Annotated in this window: 17 protein-coding genes; 4 read left to right on the forward strand and 13 right to left on the reverse strand. The window is 72.5% G+C overall.

Annotation, left to right across the window (positions count from 1 at the left end):
• Window position 1: 1 nt before the first annotated feature.
• From ACLBYG_RS17630 to ACLBYG_RS17690, 13 genes are all read right to left on the reverse strand, one after another.
• Window positions 2-1843 (reverse strand): ATP-binding response regulator, encoded by a 1842-nt coding sequence (locus tag ACLBYG_RS17630; protein WP_447682240.1) that lies wholly within the window; start codon window positions 1841-1843, stop codon window positions 2-4.
• A complete protein-coding gene (locus tag ACLBYG_RS17635) occupies window positions 1840-2436 on the reverse strand; it encodes a response regulator (protein ID WP_056527077.1) in 597 nt (198 codons plus the stop codon). Before ACLBYG_RS17635 ends, ACLBYG_RS17630 begins: the two co-directional genes overlap by 4 nt.
• 665 nt (window positions 2437-3101) lie before the next feature.
• Window positions 3102-3500 (reverse strand): Rieske (2Fe-2S) protein, encoded by a 399-nt coding sequence (locus ACLBYG_RS17640; RefSeq protein ID WP_447682241.1) that lies wholly within the window; start codon window positions 3498-3500, stop codon window positions 3102-3104.
• On the reverse strand, window positions 3493-4197 hold the full coding sequence (locus ACLBYG_RS17645) for an ABC transporter ATP-binding protein (RefSeq protein WP_020094464.1): 705 nt from the start codon (window positions 4195-4197) through the stop codon (window positions 3493-3495). The genes ACLBYG_RS17640 and ACLBYG_RS17645 overlap by 8 nt, the downstream gene beginning before the upstream one ends.
• Window positions 4190-5008: an ABC transporter ATP-binding protein gene (locus ACLBYG_RS17650; RefSeq protein WP_447682242.1), complete on the reverse strand. Its 819-nt coding sequence runs from the start codon at window positions 5006-5008 to the stop codon at window positions 4190-4192. The genes ACLBYG_RS17645 and ACLBYG_RS17650 overlap by 8 nt, the downstream gene beginning before the upstream one ends.
• Window positions 5005-6039 (reverse strand): branched-chain amino acid ABC transporter permease, encoded by a 1035-nt coding sequence (locus ACLBYG_RS17655; protein ID WP_447682243.1) that lies wholly within the window; start codon window positions 6037-6039, stop codon window positions 5005-5007. The genes ACLBYG_RS17650 and ACLBYG_RS17655 overlap by 4 nt, the downstream gene beginning before the upstream one ends.
• On the reverse strand, window positions 6036-6908 hold the full coding sequence (locus ACLBYG_RS17660) for a branched-chain amino acid ABC transporter permease (protein WP_447682244.1): 873 nt from the start codon (window positions 6906-6908) through the stop codon (window positions 6036-6038). Before ACLBYG_RS17660 ends, ACLBYG_RS17655 begins: the two co-directional genes overlap by 4 nt.
• Before the next feature lie 83 nt (window positions 6909-6991).
• Window positions 6992-8140, reverse strand: a complete 1149-nt coding sequence (locus ACLBYG_RS17665) for an ABC transporter substrate-binding protein (protein WP_447682245.1) — start codon at window positions 8138-8140, stop codon at window positions 6992-6994.
• Window positions 8141-8174: 34 nt separating this feature from the next.
• Complete coding sequence (locus tag ACLBYG_RS17670) at window positions 8175-9374, reverse strand: xanthine dehydrogenase family Fe-S subunit (protein ID WP_447682246.1); 1200 nt, start codon at window positions 9372-9374, stop codon at window positions 8175-8177.
• Window positions 9371-10243 carry an FAD binding domain-containing protein gene (locus ACLBYG_RS17675; protein WP_447682247.1) on the reverse strand — a complete coding sequence of 291 codons (873 nt, stop codon included), beginning with the start codon at window positions 10241-10243 and terminating at the stop codon, window positions 9371-9373. The genes ACLBYG_RS17670 and ACLBYG_RS17675 overlap by 4 nt, the downstream gene beginning before the upstream one ends.
• Window positions 10240-12594 carry a xanthine dehydrogenase family protein molybdopterin-binding subunit gene (locus ACLBYG_RS17680; protein WP_447682248.1) on the reverse strand — a complete coding sequence of 785 codons (2355 nt, stop codon included), beginning with the start codon at window positions 12592-12594 and terminating at the stop codon, window positions 10240-10242. The genes ACLBYG_RS17675 and ACLBYG_RS17680 overlap by 4 nt, the downstream gene beginning before the upstream one ends.
• The gene (locus ACLBYG_RS17685) at window positions 12591-13460 is read right to left on the reverse strand and encodes an alpha/beta hydrolase (protein ID WP_447682249.1); all 870 of its coding nucleotides are present in this window, start codon (window positions 13458-13460) and stop codon (window positions 12591-12593) included. Before ACLBYG_RS17685 ends, ACLBYG_RS17680 begins: the two co-directional genes overlap by 4 nt.
• Window positions 13461-13470: 10 nt before the next feature.
• Complete coding sequence (locus ACLBYG_RS17690) at window positions 13471-14754, reverse strand: amidohydrolase/deacetylase family metallohydrolase (RefSeq protein WP_447682250.1); 1284 nt, start codon at window positions 14752-14754, stop codon at window positions 13471-13473.
• Window positions 14755-14875: 121 nt separating this feature from the next.
• Here ACLBYG_RS17690 and ACLBYG_RS17695 point away from each other — a divergent pair, with 121 nt between their 5' ends.
• The 4 genes from ACLBYG_RS17695 (at window position 14876) to ACLBYG_RS17710 (ending at window position 18106) form a co-directional block, all read left to right on the forward strand.
• Window positions 14876-15403, forward strand: coding sequence for a MarR family winged helix-turn-helix transcriptional regulator (locus ACLBYG_RS17695; RefSeq protein ID WP_447682251.1), 528 nt, complete (start codon window positions 14876-14878; stop codon window positions 15401-15403).
• 365 nt (window positions 15404-15768) lie between these two features.
• Window positions 15769-16533 carry a GntR family transcriptional regulator gene (locus ACLBYG_RS17700; protein ID WP_447682252.1) on the forward strand — a complete coding sequence of 255 codons (765 nt, stop codon included), beginning with the start codon at window positions 15769-15771 and terminating at the stop codon, window positions 16531-16533.
• A complete protein-coding gene (locus ACLBYG_RS17705) occupies window positions 16530-17300 on the forward strand; it encodes an ABC transporter ATP-binding protein (RefSeq protein WP_447682253.1) in 771 nt (256 codons plus the stop codon). Before ACLBYG_RS17700 ends, ACLBYG_RS17705 begins: the two co-directional genes overlap by 4 nt.
• On the forward strand, window positions 17291-18106 hold the full coding sequence (locus ACLBYG_RS17710) for an ABC transporter permease (protein WP_447682254.1): 816 nt from the start codon (window positions 17291-17293) through the stop codon (window positions 18104-18106). Before ACLBYG_RS17705 ends, ACLBYG_RS17710 begins: the two co-directional genes overlap by 10 nt.
• Window positions 18107-18118 lie beyond the last annotated feature (12 nt).

Raw genomic sequence — 18118 nt, forward strand, 5'->3', positions numbered from 1 at the left:
GCTATCCCTCCGCGCGGACGAGATCCGTCGTCTCCGGTCCGCGCCGAACCTCCGCGCCCACGGGACCGACGGGTGGCCGGCCCGGCGGGATCAGCGCGGCGAGCGCCTTCTGGAGAAGGTCGGGCCGGACCGGCTTGTGAATCAGAGGGACCCCGCTGTCCAAGGCCTCCCGCATGCGGACGGGCGCGGTGTCGCCGGTGATGAGGATCGCCGGGATCGGCCGTCCCCAATGCTGCCGCAGCGTCGCGATGGCTTCGGCGCCGGTCTGGCCCCTGCGCAGTCGGTAGTCGCAGATCAGCGCGTCCGGCGGCGGCCCCTGCGGCGGCCGTTCGGTGACGTCGGTCGGATCCTCGAAGGCCCAGCACAGGCAACCCCAGCCGGAGAGGAGCGCCACCATCGCGTCGCGGACGATGGCATCGTCGTCGACGATCAGGATGCGGGCGCCGACCAGGCCACCGCTCTCCGCGATGGCGGCCGCGGGCGCGTCGTCGAGCCTCGCGTCCCGCCCGGCATCGAGCGTCCGGGGGACGAGGATGCGGAAGACGCTGCCGCTTCCCACCTTCGACGAGAGGGAGAGCGGGTGATCGAGCGAGGCGGCGATCCCGCGCGCGATCGCGAGTCCCAGCCCCAGACCCTTGTGACGATCGCGCTCCGGATTCCCGAGCTGGTAGAACTCCCGGAAGATGTCCTCGCGCTTGTCGACCGGGATGCCGATCCCGGTGTCGTAGACTTCGATCGACACGCCCGCGCGCCGGCGCCGGCAGCCGATGAGGACGCCGCCGCGCTCGGTGTACCGGATGGCGTTGAGGACGAGATTGCGCAGGACCAGCTCCAGCAGGGCCGGGTCCGAGACGATCGCCAGGTCCGTCTGGGGCGTCCGATAGATCAGGCGCTTGGCGTCGGCCAGCGGCGCCAGCTCGTTCTCGATCTTGTCGAGGAGCGGCTGGAGCTCGAAGGCGCGGGGCCGCGGCGTGATGACTCCGGCCTCCAGGCGCGAGAAGTCCAGAAGCGTATTGAGCATGTCGGTCGACGCGACGTTCGCGGTCTGGGCGTTCTGCAGGATCCGCCGCTGCGGCGCGGCGAGATCCGTCTGGCTCAGCGCCTGGAGGAAGAGGCCCTGGGCGTGGACCGGCTGGCGCAGGTCGTGGCTGGCCGCCGCGAGGAACTGCGACTTCGCGGTGTTGGCGTGCTCGGCGTCGCGGCGGGCCCGGTGCGCCGCGGCGGTCTCCGCGCGCAGCTGCTCCACGAGGGCCGCGTTCTCGAAGCGGAGCTCGATCGATTCCCGCACGCGGCGGCTGGCGAGCACGACCTGACCGTACTGCCCGACCACGAAGAGGATCGAGCAGATTGCCAGGGCGCGGTAGGGCGCGCCGCCGAGCGACCAGAGGGTTCCCGCGGCCAGGACGGCGACGGGCACGACGAGGGCGAGGTAGAGGTGCCGCCGCGGCGCCAGGAGCGAGACGCCGTTGCTGCAGGTCGCGCCCAGCAGCGACATGGTCAGGATGCTCACCGCCGGGACCTGGAGCGGCAGCGCGATCCAGATCAGCGATCCCAGGATCGCGCCCTCGACGATCTTGCTCAGGAAGATGACCCGCTCGACCCGGCGGGCGCGGTCGGGCTCGCCGATCGCGGCGCGGACCCGACGCGCGTAGGCGGCCGCCCCGAACCGCTCGACGAGGAACGCGCCGTACCAGCTCAGCAGGACGGCGTGGGGCACCAGGCTCCACAGCACGGCCAGCATGAGCGTCGAGACGAGGAAACCGACGGCGACCGACTGCGTGACGCCGTCCAGGACGAGGCGCAACTGCTCGGCCGCGATCCGCTCCTCCTGCGACGGGCTCATCGGATCAGGCCGAACTGCTGCGCCTTGAACACCGCCTCGGCGCGCCGGGTCACCCCCAGGACCGACAGCAGACCCTGCACGTGGCCGCGGACCGTGTGTTCCGACAGACCGAGATTGCGTCCGATCATCTTGTTGGACAATCCGCGCCCGACGAGGGTCAGCACCTCGGCCTGCCGCGGCGTGAGCGTCGGGCAGAGGGCGCCCCCGACCCGCGGGACCGCGGACGACCGGGCGAGCATCTCGCGCAGGACCGTCATCATCCGCTCGGGGCGGTCGGTCTTGGACAGGAACGCGCAGGCGCCCTGCGCCAGAGCCGTGCTGACGGTATCGGGCAGATCCAGGCCGGACACGACGACGATCCGGGCGGCCGGCCAGCGTTGCTGGAGCAGGCCCATCCCCTCGAGCCCGCCGATGCCCGGCAACTGGATGTCGAGGAGGACGATCGTCGGGACGACGGCCACGATGGCGAGCGCCTCGTGCAGCGATGGGCTGTCGAGAACCGGGATCTCATCGAACGCCGTCGACAGCATCGAGACGATGCCGGACCGGAACAGCGCGTGGTCATCGATGATGAGGATTGCTTCCTGCGCCATGCGGATCCTGTCTAGAGCAACCGCACAGGCGCCGTCACGGGTCATGGACCAGTCCATGTGGACTGGTCCACGAAGCCATTCCGATCGGCTAAGCCATGAGTCGAGGAATTCGATCGCGCGCCCGGGCATGCAGCTGGAGACCACGCGGACGGGATCGGATGCTGGGCGAGGCCGCCCGCCATCCCGCGCGGCCCGCGCTTCACACCGCTGCCGTCGCGGCGACGGTCCGGTGATCGCGGGCGGTGACGTCCGTCGGACCGCGCGCGCGCGGCCCTCCCAAGTCGATTCGAGGGAATCCCATGGTTCATCGCCGTCAGAGACGAGGCATCGGCCGGACCGCGTCCGACCCGACGTTCGACGCGAAGGGTCCCCTGATCGTGCGGTGGATCGGTGCCGCGGCCCGCAAGCGCGGCCGGGCGGCCGACCGGGAAGCTCCGCCCGCTCCGACCCCGGACAACGTGACGAGGCTGTCCTGGGCCGACACCTTCGGACGGGCGATCAGCGCCGATCCTCAGCGGCCGGAGGGACCCGCGACCGTCCTCGCGATGCGTCCCCGCGCGAGCAGGCGCGCGTGCGGGCCGTTCGTCCGCACGAGACAGGCGGTGAGCGCCGCGATCACGACCTCGCTGCCGTAGAGCGAGACGGATCGGCTGATCTCGGTCGCTCTACCGTCGGATCTCCGGGCCGGCCGGGAATCCGCGGCCGCCCGGCGGCGCGGTGTCCGGCGCGAGAAGGCCGGATCCGGTCCTGAGCCAGAGCCCGTCCGGCGCCGCCTCGATCGCGGACAGGCGCAGGGCCCGGAACGACCAGCCCGGCGAGACGGCACCGTCCCGGAGGTCGAACGAGGCCTGGTGCCGGGGGCAGTGCAGCCGGCCCGCGACGCAGCGTCCGAGGGCGAGGTCGGCCCCCTCGTGCGGGCAGGCGCGCTCGGCGGCCACGATCCGCGCGCCGTCCCGGACGAGGAGCAGGCGGCGGCCGCCCGCGGTGACGGGGAGCAGGTCCCGGTCGCCGAGAAGGTCGACCGGGCCGAGGCGGATCCGCCCCGGCAGATCCCGCTCAGCCACCGAGATAGGCGTCCCGCACGTGGGGGTCGGCGATGAGGTCCTGCCCGCGCCCCTCGAGGACGATGCGGCCGGTCTCGAGGAGGTAGGCGTAGTCGCAGAGTTCGAGGGCCGCGAAGGCGTTCTGCTCGACGAGGAGCACGGTCGTGCCGGCGTCGCGGATCGCGCCGATCACCGCGAACATCCGCTCGACGATGTTGGGGGCGAGCCCCAGGGAGGGCTCGTCGAACAGCACGAGCTTCGGGCGCCCCATCAGCGCGCGGCCGATCGCCAGCATCTGCTGCTCGCCGCCCGACAGCGTGCCGGCCGCCTGGTCGCGGCGCTCCGCGAGGCGCGGGAACTCCCCGTAGATGCGCGCCAGGTCCGCCGCGACCGCCGCCCGGTCGCGGCGCAGATAGGCGCCCATGGCGAGGTTCTCGGCGACCGTCATCTGCGGGAAGACGCGCCGGCCCTCCGGGCAATGGGCGATGCCCGCCGCCAAAATCCGGCGGGGCTCCGCCCCCGCGATGTCCCGGCCGGCGAACCGGATCGCGCCGGAGCGCGGCGGGACGAGGCCGGAGATCGCCCGGAGCGTCGTGGACTTGCCGGCGCCGTTGGCGCCGACGAGGGCCACGAGCTGACCCTCGCGCACGTCGATCGTGAGCCCCTTCAGCGCCGTGACGTGGCCGTAGCCGCAGACGAGGTCGCGGATCTCAAGCATGGACCGCCTCCTGCGCGGCAGCGGCGGCGGCCTGCCGGGCGGCGCTGCCCTGGCCGAGATAGGCCTCGATCACCGCCGGGTCGCTGCGGATCCGGTCCGGCGGCCCCTCGGCGATCAGGCGCCCGTAGTTGAGGACGACGATGCGGTCAGAGACCTCCATCACCATCGGCATGTCGTGCTCGACGAGCAGGATGGTGACGCCGTGCTCCCGGATCTGCCGGATCAGGCGCACGAAGACCCGCGTCTCGGAAGCGTTCATTCCCGAGACCGGCTCGTCGAGGAGCAGCATGGCGGGCTCGGTAGCCAGCGCCAGCGCAACCCCGACGAGGCGCTGCTCCCCGTAGGCGAGGGCGCCGGCCTTCTCATGCGCCCGGCCGGCGAGCCCGACCCAGTCGAGGAGCGCCGCGGCCCGGGCGCGCAGCTGCCTCTCGCCGGCCCCCGCGCGGCCGAGAAGCGCGTCGAGAATGGGCGCGCGGCCCGCCGCGGCGCCCATCTGGTGCAGGCCGATCATCACGTTGTCGAACACCGTGTCGTCCGGGAAGACGCTGGTGCGCTGGAAGGTGCGGGCGAGGCCGAGCCGCGTGATCGCGTGCGGCGGCAGGCCCTTCAGGGACGTGCCGCGGAAGCGGACCGCGCCCTGGCTGGGCTTGAGGAAGCCCGTCATCACGTTGAAGGCCGTCGTCTTGCCGGCCCCGTTCGGGCCGATCAGGCTGACGATCTCGCCCGCGTGGACGTCGAAATGCAGGTCCGCGATGGCGACGAGGCCCCCGAAGCGGACGCCGACATGCTCGACGGAGAGGATCGCGCTCATCGCTGCACCGCCGGATTGGCCTCGAGGACGGGCGCGGCCGCGGCCGGGCGGCGGCCCAGCAGCGCCGCCAGTCCCGGCACGATGCCCCGCGGCATCACGAACAGGATCACGATCAGCACGAGGCCGTAGACGATCCACTGCGCCTCCGGCGCCATGACCGGGCGGAGCGCCACCGGCAGCAGGCCGAAGATCAGGCCGCCGACGACCGGGCCCATCAGGGTGCCCTTGCCGCCCGCCACCACCATGATGACCATGGTGACCGTGGTGGCGAACAGGAACACGTCGGGATCGATGATCCGCAGGTAGTGGGCGTAGAGGCTGCCGGCAGCGCCGGCCATGGCGGCCGAGATCACCGCCGCCACCGTCAGCGTGCGCGTGGCGTTGATGCCGACCGAGAGCGCCAGCGGCTCGTTCTCCTTGAGTCCCCGCATCGCCCGGCCGAAGCGCCCGCCGACCAGGCGGGCGATCACGGCGTAACAGAGCGTCCCCACGGCCAGCACGAGGTAGTAGTTCTGGAGCTTGGTCTTGAGAGTCCACATCCCGAGGCCCGGCAGGCCGAGGGTGATGGCGGGGATGTTGGTGAGCGCCAGCGGCCCCTGCGTCAGCTCCACCCAGTTGAGCGCCACGAGCCGCACGACCTCGGCGAACGAGATCGTCACGATCACGAAGTAGGCGCCCCGCACCCGGAAGGAGAGCCGCCCGATCAGGTAGCCGCAAGCGCCCGCCGCCGCCGTCGCCAGCAGGAGGCCGACCACCGCCGGCCAGGGCTCGTGGACCGCCCGGATGCCGAAGCCGAGATCCACGTCGAAGCCGAGGCTGGTCAGCGCGCTGACGTAGGCGCCGATCCCGAAGAACGCGATGTGGCCGAGGCTGAGCTGCCCGGTGAAGCCGAGGAGCAGGTTCAGGCTCATGGCGCCGATCGTCAGGATGCCGGTCACGATCAGCGCGTTAAGGAGGTAGGGGTTGGCGCCGAGCCCCAGGGGCAGGGCGACGAGGCCGGCGAGCAGGGCGAGGGGGAGGAGCCGGTTCATCCGATGCGCTCCGCCTTGGCGAACAACCCGGTCGGCCTGCAGAGCAGGACCGCGATGATGATCAGGAAGCCCATCGCGTCCCGGTAGCCGGAGGAGACGTAGCCGGCGCCGAACTCCTCGGCGAGCGCCAGGATGAAGCCGCCGATCGCCGCGCCGGTGACGTTGCCGAGCCCGCCCAGGATGACGATGGCGAAGGCCTTGAGTTCGGCGAGGCCGCCCATCTGCGGGAACACCACGTAGACCGGACCGAGGAGCGCGCCGGCGGCCGCGGCGAGCGACGAGCCGAGCGCGAAGGTCGCGGTGTAGATCCAGCGAACGTCGACGCCCATCAGCGCCGCCGTGTCAGAATCTTGGAAGGCGGCGCGCATGGCGAGACCGAGCTTGGTCCGGTTGATCAGCGCGTAGGTGAGGGCGATCAGCGTCAGCGCCGCCCCGAGCACGAACAGCCGCAGCCACGACACCGAGACCGGGCCGACCTGGAGCGGCGCCTCGGGGAAGGGTACGGGGATCGCCTTGGCGACGCCGCCGAAGGTCCAGAGCGTGCCGGATTGCAGGACGATGCCGGCGCCGATCATCACCAGCATGGTGGTGTCGATGTCCGAGCCCCGGAACGGGCGCAGCAGCAGCAACTCGATCGCGGCCCCGAGCAGGAGCCCGCCGAGGATCGCCACCGGCAGCGCCAGGAAGAAGTTCAGTCCCAGCGCGGCGACCGCGAGGTACATGACGTAGGCGCCGACCGTGTAGAGCGCGCCGTGGGTGAAGTTCACGACGTTCATGATCCCGAAGATCAGCGTCAGGCCGATCCCCAGCAGCGCGTAGGTGCCGCCGAGGATGAGGGCGTTGACGAGGTGCTGGATCAGTTCGTTCACGGGCGGCCTCCGAGGGTGCGCCCCGGCCCGGAGGCCGGCGGACGGGCGAGGGGGCCGGCATCAGAGCGCCGGCCCGGGGGCGCTCACAGCGCCGGCACGATCACCGTCCCGTTCTTGATCTCGATGAGGTAGACGTCGGGCTTGCTCTGCCCGCTCTCCTTCCCGGCGGGGCCGGCCTTGGCGAAGCGGATCGGCCCGTTGAGCCCGACGAAGTCGACCGACCAGAAGGCCTTGGTGATCGCGGACGGATCGGCCGAACCCGCCTTCTCGATGGCGTGGGCGATCGCGCGGATGCCGTCGTAGCCGCGGAAGCTCTCGGTGACGCCGGCGAAGTCGAAGCCGCGCGTCTTCCACGCGGCGATGAAGGCCTCGGTAGCCTTCGGGTCCGGCGTCTTGTCGGGCGACCAGGGCAGGAAGGTCGTCAGGTGCATCGTGCCGTCGGCGGCCGCGCCGGCCTGGGCGATGATCTGGTCCGGGTTCTGGGATCCGCCGGTGGTGATGACCCGCTTCTTCAGGCCGAGCGCCGCCATCTGCTTGAACAGCAGCACGAGCTGATCGACCGAGCTCGTGATCATGATCGTGTCGGAATCCGACGCCTTCAGCTTGGCGAGCTGGGCGCTCATGTCCTGCGCGCCCTGGTCCATGGTCTCGACGAGGCCGACCATCACGCCCTTGTCCTTGAGCATCTTGCCGAAATCGGTCGCGGCGCCGCGGCCGAAATCGTTGTTGAGGACGAGGAAGTCGACCTTCTTCAGCCCGAGGCGGCCGACCATGGGCGCGAAGGTCTCGGCCTCGAGCGACGAGGGCGGCGAGATCCGGAACACGTAGGGGTTGCCGGAGGTCGTGATCTTGCCGGACGAGGAGGTCTCGACCAGCATCGGCGTCTCGTAATCCGCGAGCTTGGGCATCACAGCCAGCGTCAGGCTGGAGCCCCAGGCGCCCATCATCACCGGGGTCTTGTCGCTGGTGATCAGCTTCTCGGCGACCGCGGCGGCCTCGGTCGGGTTGCTCTTGTTGTCCTCGATCACGAGTTCGAGCTTCTTCCCGAGGACGCCACCCTTGGCGTTGATCTCGTCGGCGGCGATCTTGGCGCCGTTGACCACGTAGGTGCCCGAGGCCGCGAACGGCCCGGTCAGCGGCTCGTTGACGCCGATGCGGATCGCCTCCGCCCGTGCGCCGGTGGCCGTCAGCGCCAGCAGGATCGCGGTCGTGAGGGTGAACCTGCCTAGCATTCGCGTGTCTCCGGTGCGTTGGGGCGGGATGGGATCAGGCGCGGCCGAACCACGCGGCGAGGCGCGCGCGGGCGAGGCCGAGGAGCAGGCGGAGCGGGTTGAGGCCGGCGGGCGCCGGCGCCGCGACGCCCGAGAGCCGGGCATCGAGGTTGCGGGTGAACTCCGCGGCGATGCGGCCGGCGAGGTCGCGCACGAGGCCGGGCCGGCCGAACTGCGCGAGCGGCCCGGTCAGGGTGTAGCCGACGTCGAGTTCGACCCGGGCGGTGCCGGGCGTCGGCCCGGCCTCGACCCGGTAGCGGATCCGGCCCTCGGTGGCCGAGCGGCCACCCGCGTCGGTGCCGGCCCCGTGGACCGCGCCGGTCCGCGCGGACTCGTCCCGTTCGAGGCGGGCGCGGCCGCGGAACGTCGCGGCGATCGGCCCGATCCGCACCTGCAGACCGCCCTCGATCGTGTCGGGGGTGGGCCGCGCCGTCAGCACCGCGCCCGGCAGGCAGGCGGCGACCGCCGCGAGGTCGCCCAGCAGGGCGAAGACGGCCTCCGGCGGGTGGGGGAGGTCGAGCACCTGCGTGAAGCCGTGGGCCGGGGTGAACGCGTCGGACAGGTCCGCGACGGCCGCGGGCGCCGCCGGGGCGATCCGATCCGCCGGCGGTTCCAGGGGCGCGAAAGCCGCGTCGCCGATCCGGGCGCCGACCGGGCCGAGCGGCCGCGCCGCGCTGGTCTCGGGGGGGATGCCGCGCCCACGCCGGTCCGCGATCACCGCCATCACGGCCCGGACGATGCCGGCATAGCCGGTGCAGCGGCAGAGATTGCCCGAGAGGCCGACGCGGATCCGCCGCTCGTCGGCCTCCGGCAGCCGCAGGACGAGGTCGCGGGCGGCCACCAGCATCCCGGGCGTGCAGTAGCCGCACTGGAGCGCGTGCTCGCGGTTGAAGGCGGCCCGCAATTCGCCCGCGATCGCGTCCGCGTCGAGGCCCTCGATCGTCGTGACCGCGGCGCCCGCGCAGGTACCCGCGAAGGTCAGGCAGGCGCGGGCCGGCTCGCCGTCGAGAAGCACGGTGCAGGCGCCGCAGACGCCGTGCTCGCAGCCCAGATGCGTGCCGGTGAGGTCGAGCCCGTCGCGCAGCACGTCGCCGAGGTGGCTGCGCGGCTCGGCCGCGACCCGCACGGCGCGGCCGTTCACCGTCAGCGCCAGGGCCATGCGCGACGTCCCGGGTTCGGCCAGCGCGGCGCTCATGCGGCCTCCGGAAGGGTGTTGGAGCGGGGATCGGGCGCGGCCGCTGCGGCCACCGCGCGGCTCAGGACGGTGACGTGGATGTGCCGCTCGACCGCGTCGGCCATCCCGGCCTCCCGCAGGGCCTGGTCGGCGGCCCGGGGGTCGAAGCGCGCGGCGAAGTCGGCGCCGATGCGGCCGCCGAAGAGCGGGCGGGCATCGGCCAGGAGCACGGGCGGTCCCTCGACCGCGCCGATCACGGCCCGGCCGCGGCCGGCGCCGGGCTCGAGGCGCACGGCCCCGATGGCGTGGGCGAACTCGCCGATCTTCGCGCAGTGCTTGACGTAGCCCCAGGCCGCGCCCGCCGGCAGCGCCGGCACGCGCACCGCGACCAGGATCTCGCCCGCGCCGAGGGCCACTTCGAGGGCGCCGGTGACGAAGCGCTCCACTGGAAGGGTGCGGCGGCCGTTCCGGCCCGCGATCTCGACCTCGGCGCCGAGGGCCGTCAGGGCGGTGACCCAGTCGGCGGCCGGGTCTGCGTGGACGAGGCTGCCGCCGACCGTGCCGCGGTTGCGCACCGGCCGGTAGGCGATCGCGGCCGCGACCCGGCGCAGCGCGCCGCCGGTGAGGTCCGGGACGCGCCCGTCCTCGATGTCGGCGTGGGTCACGCAGGCCCCGAGGACGAGCGTGTCGCCCTCGACTCGCGCGTCCCGGAGCTCGGGCACGCCGGTGATGTCGAGGATGAGGGCGGGCTCGACGAGGCGCAGGTTCAGCATCGGTCCGAGGGATTGGCCCCCCGCGATCAGCTTCACGCCCGCGGGGGCCTCGGCGAGGCGCGCCAGCAGCGCGGGCAGGCTGTCGGGGCGCTCCCAGGCGAAGGCGGCGGGCTTCATGCGGCCTCCCGCGCGGTCTCGGCGGGATCACGGGCGGCGAGCACCGCCTCCACGATCCGCCGGGGGGTGAGGGGCGAGTGCAGCAGCTCGACGCCCAGCGGCGCGAGGGCGTCGTTCACGGCGTTGGCGAGCGCCGCAGGCGGCGCGATCGCGCCGCCCTCGCCGATGCCCTTCTGGCCGAAGCGCGTGTAGGGCGAGGGCGTCTCCATGTGGTCGATGCGGGCCATCGGCACGTCGGCGGCGCCGGGCAGGAGATAGTCGGCGAGGGTCGAGGCCAGCGGCTGGCCGCGGCCGTCGAAGCGCATCTCCTCGAACAGGGCCGTGCCGATCCCCTGCGCGAGGCCGCCGTAGATCTGGCCGTCGACCACGAGGGGGTTCACCAGCGTGCCGCCGTCCTCGACGATGACGTAGTCGAGGATCTCCACCGCCCCGAGATCGGGATCGACCGCCACCACGGCCGCGTGCGCCGCGTACGAGAAGGTGCCGGAATCGCGCACCGGCTTGTAGCCGGCGGTGACTTCGAGGCCGCCCGGATCGGTGTCGGGCGCGAGGTCCTGCGGGCGGCGGTACCAGGTGCGGGCGATCGCCTCGAGCGGGACGTCGCCGGAGGGGCCGACGACGTGGCCGCCCTCGAACCGGCATTCCTCGGGCCGCGCCTGGAGCAGGTGGGCGCCGATCCGCACGGCGCGGTCGCGCAACGCCTCGCAGGCCGCCGCGACCGCGCCGCCGGCCATCACCATGACGCGGGAGCCCCAGGAGCCGGTGGAGTAGGGGGTCATGGCGGTGTCGCCGTGGACGAGGCGGGTGCGCGCCACCGGCACGCCCAGGATCTCGTGGGCGACCTGGGCCAGCGTCGTCTCCAGGCCCTGGCCGTGGGAATGGGCGCCGATCCGCAATTCCAGGCCGCCGTCCGGGGTGAGGCGGGCGCTGGCCTGCTCGTGGCCGGGGACCATCGGGATGCCCCAGCCGGAATAGACCGAGGTGCCGTGCGCGGCCTGCTCGCAGTAGATCGCGAGGCCGAGGCCGATCCGGCGACCGTCCGGCTCGCCCTCACGCTGGCGGGCGCGGATCGCGTCCACGTCGACGGCCTTCAGCGCCCGGGCGAGCGCCTCCGGGTAGTCGCCGCTGTCGAAGTGCTTCTTCGTGATGTTCTCGAACGGCATCTGCCCGGGCCGCACGAGGTTCTTCTCGCGCACCGCCTCGGGCGGGATCCCGGCCACGCGGGCGACGGCGTCGAGCACCAGTTCCAGGGCGAAGCAGACGCCGGTGCGCGCGACGCCCCGGTAGGGCAGGATCGGGCACTTGTTGGTCGCCACCGACCATGTCCGGCAGCGATAGGCCGGGAAATCGTAGGGCCCCGGCAGAATGCTGGCGACCTGCGCGGCCTCCAGGCAGGCCGAGAACGGGTAGGCCGAGTAGGCGCCGGAATCGACGGTGGCCTCGCAGTCGATGCCGCGCAGGGTCCCGTCCCGCTCCGCGTAGGCGGTGATCCGGTAATGGTGCTCGCGGCAATTGGCGTTGGCGGTCAGGTGCTCGCGCCGGTCCTCCAGCCAGCGGACCGGGTGGCCGCAGCGGAGCGCGAGCCACGCCAGCGCCACGTCCTCGGCGAGCAGGATCGCCTTGTAGCCGAAGCCGCCGCCGACATCCGGCGAGACGATGCGGATGCGGCCCTGCTCGATCCCGAGGCATTCGGAGAGGCCGTTGCGCACGATGTGCGGCATCTGGCTCGCGGTGTGGACGACGAGCTGGTCGAGGCGGTGATCGAGCTGCACCACGGTGCCGCGGCCCTCGATCGGCGCCATGCACTGGCGGCCCGTCGAGATGGTGCGGCTCACCTTGATCGGCGCATCGAGGGCGCTCTCGATGCCGACATCGACCAGGGTCTCCAGGAAGACGTTGTCGCCCCAGTGCTCGTGGACGAGGGCGGAGCCCGGCGCGCGCGCGGCCAGCATGTCGTGGATTGCGGGCAGCTCCTCCAGGTCGAGCACCACGGCGGCGGCGATGTCCTCGGCCTCCGCGCGGGTCGGGGCGACGCACAGCGCCACCAATTCGCCGACCTGCCGGACCTTGCCGGTGGCGAGCACCGGCTGCTCGGACACCTTGAAGCCGGGCAGCCCCGAGACCGCTCGGATCGGCAGCACGCCGTCGAGGTCGGCGGCGGTGAAGACGCGGCCGCGATAGGCCTCCGGGACGTGGATGCCGCGGATCCGGGCATGGGCGAGCGGGCTGCGCACGAAGGCGACGTCCTGCATCCCCGGCAGCCGGAGGTCGCCGACATACTGGCCGCGCCCGCGCATCAGGCGGTCGTCCTCCTTGCGGGGCAGCGGAGCCCCGACGCCCTCGCGGCTCATCGGGCGCCTCCGAGAACATCCTGGGCGGCGCGGACCAGAAGGCCGTCGGGCCGGCGGAATTCGTTGAGGATCGAGAAGTGGTCGGCGCCCGGCACCGGCAGCAGGGCGCCCGGCGCGTGGGCGGCGCTGCGCAGGGCGTGGAGGTTGCGCGCGTCGCGGACGAGGGCGGGCAACTCCCGGCTGCCGTAGGCGACCGTCATGGGCTTGGGCACGACGGGCAGGCGCAGGGGCGACAGCGTCCCGATCTCGTCCCCGCTCAGTCCGAGCTTCTCGTTCAGGTAGGTCTCGCGGATCGGCGCGAGGTCGTAGACGCCGGAGATCGCCAAACCCGCGGACACGGCGGGATGCCCGAGATGGAGCGCGGCGAGCTGCGCCCCCGCGGACCAGCCGGCGAGGACGATCGGGCCGCCGATCCCGCGCGCCGTCCCGTGCGCGGCGAGCCAGTCGAGGGCGGCCCCGATCTCGGCGACGATGCCGGTGAGGCTCGCCTCGGGTGCCAGGGTGTAGCCCGGCATCGCCACCGACCAGCCGGCGGTGTTCAGCCCTTCCGCGAAGCAGGCGAAATCGGCCCGGGCGTTGCGCTGCCAGTAGCCGCCGTGGACGAAGACGAGGCAGGGCGCCCCCGTCTCCGACGCCGGGTAGAGGTCGAAGCCGGTGCGTGCGCCGGCGGCGTAGGGGATGTCGAGCCCGGCCGGGTGCGCCGCGCGGTAGGCCGCGGAGGCCGCGTTGCGGGCCGCGACCTGCGCGGCGCTGTCCGGCACGCCCGCGTTGTTGTCGTAGCAGGCGCCCCGCGCCGCGAAGTCCAGGCTGTCCCAGCGGCGGCGCGGATCCGGCGGGGTCGGGTCGTCGAGGGCGAAGGCGGGCACCGGCGCCACCTCAGGCCGCGATCGCCTGAGGCAGGATCGGCGAGTCGGCCTCGAAGCGCTTCCCCGCGCGCAGGCAGAAGGCCGGTCGCAGCAGGCGGTCGGCGATCACCCGCGTGTCCTCGTTGTCGCGCAGCAGGAAGCGGCCGCGATCGTCGTGCAGCACCGAGACATCGGCCGCGTAGCCGATCTTGAGGGCGCCGATCCGGTCGCCCATGCGCAGCATCTCGGCCGGGTGCGACGTCACCATCGGCACCACCTCCTCTAGCGGGATGCCCAGCGCCATCATCGAGCTCATCGCCTGGGTGAGGCTGAACCGGGCCTGCCCGAGGAACGGGTGGTTCTCGTCGTCGTGGTGCTCGTCCGGGGTGCCGGCGGGCTTCGTCACCTCGGGCACCTCGGTGTTGTAGCCGTGCATGTCGGCGCCGAGCGTGTAGGGGATCACGCCGGCCGGCAGGGACGCGCGGGCCACGCGGTAGGAGAAGTGGCTGCCGTGGCCGACATCGACCTTGAGCCCGGCCTCCATGGCCCGGCGGATGATGTGGTGGACCTCGCCCTGCTCGTTGATGAAGCCGCCCGGGTGGCGGGTGAAGGGATGGGCCAGCACGTCGCCGGGCCGCAGCAGCGGGATCACCCGCTCGACGATGGTGTCGGCATCCTCGCCGTTGGCGCCGGATTCCGGCAGGCCCCAGAGCTGACCGAAATGCACGTAGAGCGGCAGGTCGGCGCGGCGGCTGATCTCGGCCGCCATCTCCATCACCTTGATGCCCCAGCGGGCGAAGCCGCCGATCTCGGCATGGCCCTTGATGCCGCGCACGAGGTCGCGGTTCTCGGTGGCCGACTTCACCGTCGCGTCGATGTCGACGCCGTCCGGGCTGTAGAGGTTCGGGTAGAAATGCCCCTCCAGGCCGCCGACGAGGTAGGCCGACAGGAAGGCGAGCACCTGCGTCTCGGAGCGCTCGGCGATGAAGTGGCGGAAGCCCGGCAGGGTCATGCAGGACGGCCCGCCCTGGTCCACCACCGTGGTCACGCCCGATCGCACGCCGACCATGTCGGGGTTCAGGCCGAACCGGCCGGTGACGTACTGGTAGACGTGGGCGTGGGTGTCGATCATGCCGGGCAGGACGAGCTTGCCCGCGACGTCGACCACCTCGGCAGCGGCCGAGGGCAGGATCGTCTCCGCCACGGCGGCGATGCGCCCGTCCCGCACCGCCACGTCGCGGATGCCGTCGATGCCTGAGGCCGGGCAGATCACCCGCCCGCCCCGCAGAACCAGATCATAGCGGCGATTGTCCATGTCGACCTCGTGGTCCCGGCCGGCGCACGCCGGCCTCGCCCTTGCCAAAAGCGAAGCATGCTTCGTATTCCGGCTCTGCACACCGCGTGCCAAGGCTGGAACCGTTCTGCGGAGGCGGACGATGGATGAGGTCCCGGATGCCGGCTGCGCGGCGGGATTGGCGGAAGCGGGGACCGCGTCAGGGGCGGTGGACGCCCGGCACTGGCCACTAGCCGAGCGCCCGGGCTTCCTCGCCCGCCGCATGCACCAGATCCACGTCAGCCTCTTCGCCGAACGCTGTGCCGCGTTTCGCGTCACCCCGCTCCAGTACAGCCTGCTCTCGCTGCTGCGCGATCTGGGGGAGGCCGATCAGACGACGCTCGCGAGCTCGGTCGCCCTTGACCGGACGACGACGACCGGCGCCCTGAAGCGCCTCGCGGCCCGCGGTCTGGTGAGCCGCACGACCTCGCCCCTCGACCGCCGCGCGCAGGTCTGCCGGCTGACGGACGAAGGCGCCGCGCTCCACGGCGCGATGGAGCCGGCGGCGCGGGCCGCGCACGCCCTCACCGTCGAGGCCCTCACGCCGGCGGAGCAGGACACCCTGACCCGGCTCCTGCGCCGCGTCATCGCGGGGCACGAGCATCGGCGCGGCCAGCCCGACATCCTGTAGGGCGTCGCCGACGCGGCCCGCAGCAGGCCCCACTGCTCAAAGAAAATACAGATCGTTCTGCCTTGGAGTGCCGCGAAAAGCTCTTTCTTCCAACATCTTCGCGAAAATTGGACGCGCATTCCATTTACAGAACGCGGAGACGTTGCGCATAAATACGGCATGGAATGCCCACAGCGCGCGCTGAGCTGATCACGCGTCGCATCTGAGCTTCCCACCGCGCGACGAATGCCGGCACCCGACCATCGTTCCGTCCGCCGATGGGCGCCGCGCGCGGGGGGGCCGGCGCGGGGTTGGCACATGTCCTGCGTGCGGTGGGCAGCTCACAGCATGCTGTGGGAGCCTCAATGCCCGAACAGCGAGGTGCGATGACGACCCGCGATGACAGGTCCCGGCCCGCTCGCCCGACCACGACGGTGCTCGCCGTCCCCGACGCCACGCGCAAGGGCAACCAGGCCTACGACCTGATGCGCCGCGAGATCGTCGCCTGCCGCCTCCTGCCCGGCACGCGCTTCACCGAGGCCGAGGTGATGGAGCGGTTCGAGATCGGCAAGGCGAGCTGCCGGATCGCGCTCCAGCGCCTGGCCCAGGAAGGCTTCGTCAGCTCGATGCCGCGGCACGGCTACCGGGTCAGCCCGGTGACCGTGAAGGATGTCGACGAGGTCTTCGCCCTCCGGATGGAGCTTGAGCCCCTCGCGGCGCGGGGCGCCGCCGGCCGCGTGAACCGGGCGCATCTGGAGCGCCTGGAGCAGGCCTGCCGCCGCAAGATCACGGTGGAGATGGGCAACCAGATCGACTTTTTCCTGGAGGCCAACCGGGGCTTCCACCTCGCGATCGCCGCGGCTTCGGGGAACGGGCGCCTGTACCGGACGCTGTCGGGCCTCCTCGACGAGATGACCCGCCTCGTCGCCCTCGGCTTCGGCGTGCAGGGGGTGCGGCCGAACATCGAGAACGACCACACCGCGATGATCGAGCACCTCGTGGCGGGCGACGCCGACAGCGCCGCCCTGGTGGCCCGCCGCCACGTCGAGACGTTCCGCGACATGACCCTGGAGAAGGTCATCGCCAGCCTGCGCGACACCGCGGTGGTGGCGCCGGTGCGACCGGCCCAGGTCGACGGGGGCGAGCCGTGAACGCCGTCGAGCTCGACCATGTCAGCAAGTGGTTCGACCGGCGCGAGGGCGGGCCGCTCCACGTCCTCGACACCGTCGACATCGCGATCCCGCAGCACGCGATCGTCGCGATCCTGGGCGCGTCGGGCTGCGGAAAGAGCACCCTCCTCAACATGATCGCCGGGCTGGTCGAGCCCGATCAGGGCGCCGTCCTCCTGAACGGCATCCCGTCGCACGCCTTCCGCGACTGGCGGGCCATGACCTACATGTTCCAGGAGGACCGGCTGCTGCCCTGGCGCACGGCCGCCCAGAACGTCGCCTTCGGCCTCGAGGCCGGACGCATGGGCCGGGCGGAGCGGGCGCGGCGGGTCGACGAGACCCTGCGGCTCGTCGGGCTGGAGGCCTTCCGCGACGCCTACCCGCACGAATTGTCGGGGGGCATGCGCAGCCGGGTGGCGCTCGCGCGCAGCCTCGTGACCGAGCCCAAGATCCTGCTCCTCGACGAGCCGTTCTCGAAGCTCGATCCCGAGATCCGCGCGCAGATGCACGCGGAGCTGCTGCGCATCGCCGGCCTGCGGGCGATGACCCTGGTCTTCGTCACGCACGACGTCGAGGAGGCGGTGGTGCTGGCGAGCCAGGTGGTCGTCCTGCACCCGCGGCCGGGCCGGATCGGCACCGTCCGGGCGATCGACCTGCCGTATCCCCGCGACCCGCTCTCGCCGGAGGTCGCCGAGGAGGTCCGGCGCCTGCGCATCAGCCTCTCCGCCGCGAGCGCGCGATGCTCGTGAAGACACCGCCCCGCCTGATCCGGCAGACACGGACGTCCACAGCCGGACGCCGGGCCGGCCTGCTCCTGCAACGGCTGACCCTCCTCGCCCTGGCGCTGGCCGCGTGGCAGCTCGGATCGCTGCAGGCGCCGAGCTTCGTCCTGCCGAGCCCCGCGCGGGTCTGGCACACGTGGCTCGGGCTCGTCGCCACGCCGGGATTCGCCGCCGATCTCGGCATCACGCTGGGCCGGATCGGCGCCGGCCTCGCCTTCGCGGCCCTCGTGGGGCTGCCGCTCGGCCTGCTGCTCGGCGCGAGCCCGCGTCTCGGTCGGTTCTTCGAGCCGGTGCTGACGGTGACCAACACCGTGTCGTCCGCGATCTGGGCGATCTTCGCGCTGATCTGGTTCGGCCTCTCGAACTGGACCACGATCTTCGTGGTGTTCATGACCGCGATGCCGCTGATCCTGACCAACGTCTGGCAGGGCACGCGCACGGTCAGCGCCGAGCATCTGGAGCTCGCCCGCACCTTCCGCATGCCGCGCCGCAAGGTGCTGACCAAGATCTACCTGCCGACGATCCTGCCCGCCTTCTTCGCGGGCGCGCGCCTCGCCATCGGCTTCGGGGCCCGGGTCGTCCTCGTGGCGGAGTCGCTGGGGGCGAGCAGCGGCATCGGCTACCGCCTCCGGCAGGCCGCGGACCTCGTCCAGACCGATCAGGTCTTCGCCTGGACCCTCACCCTCGTCGCCCTGATGATCGGGCTCGAGACCCTGGTCCTGAAGCCGGCCGAGCAGCGCCTGTTCGCCTGGAAGAAGGCGGCGCAGCCATGACGGCGGCCGCCG

The sequence above is a fragment of the Methylobacterium sp. D53M genome (assembly GCF_053345625.1).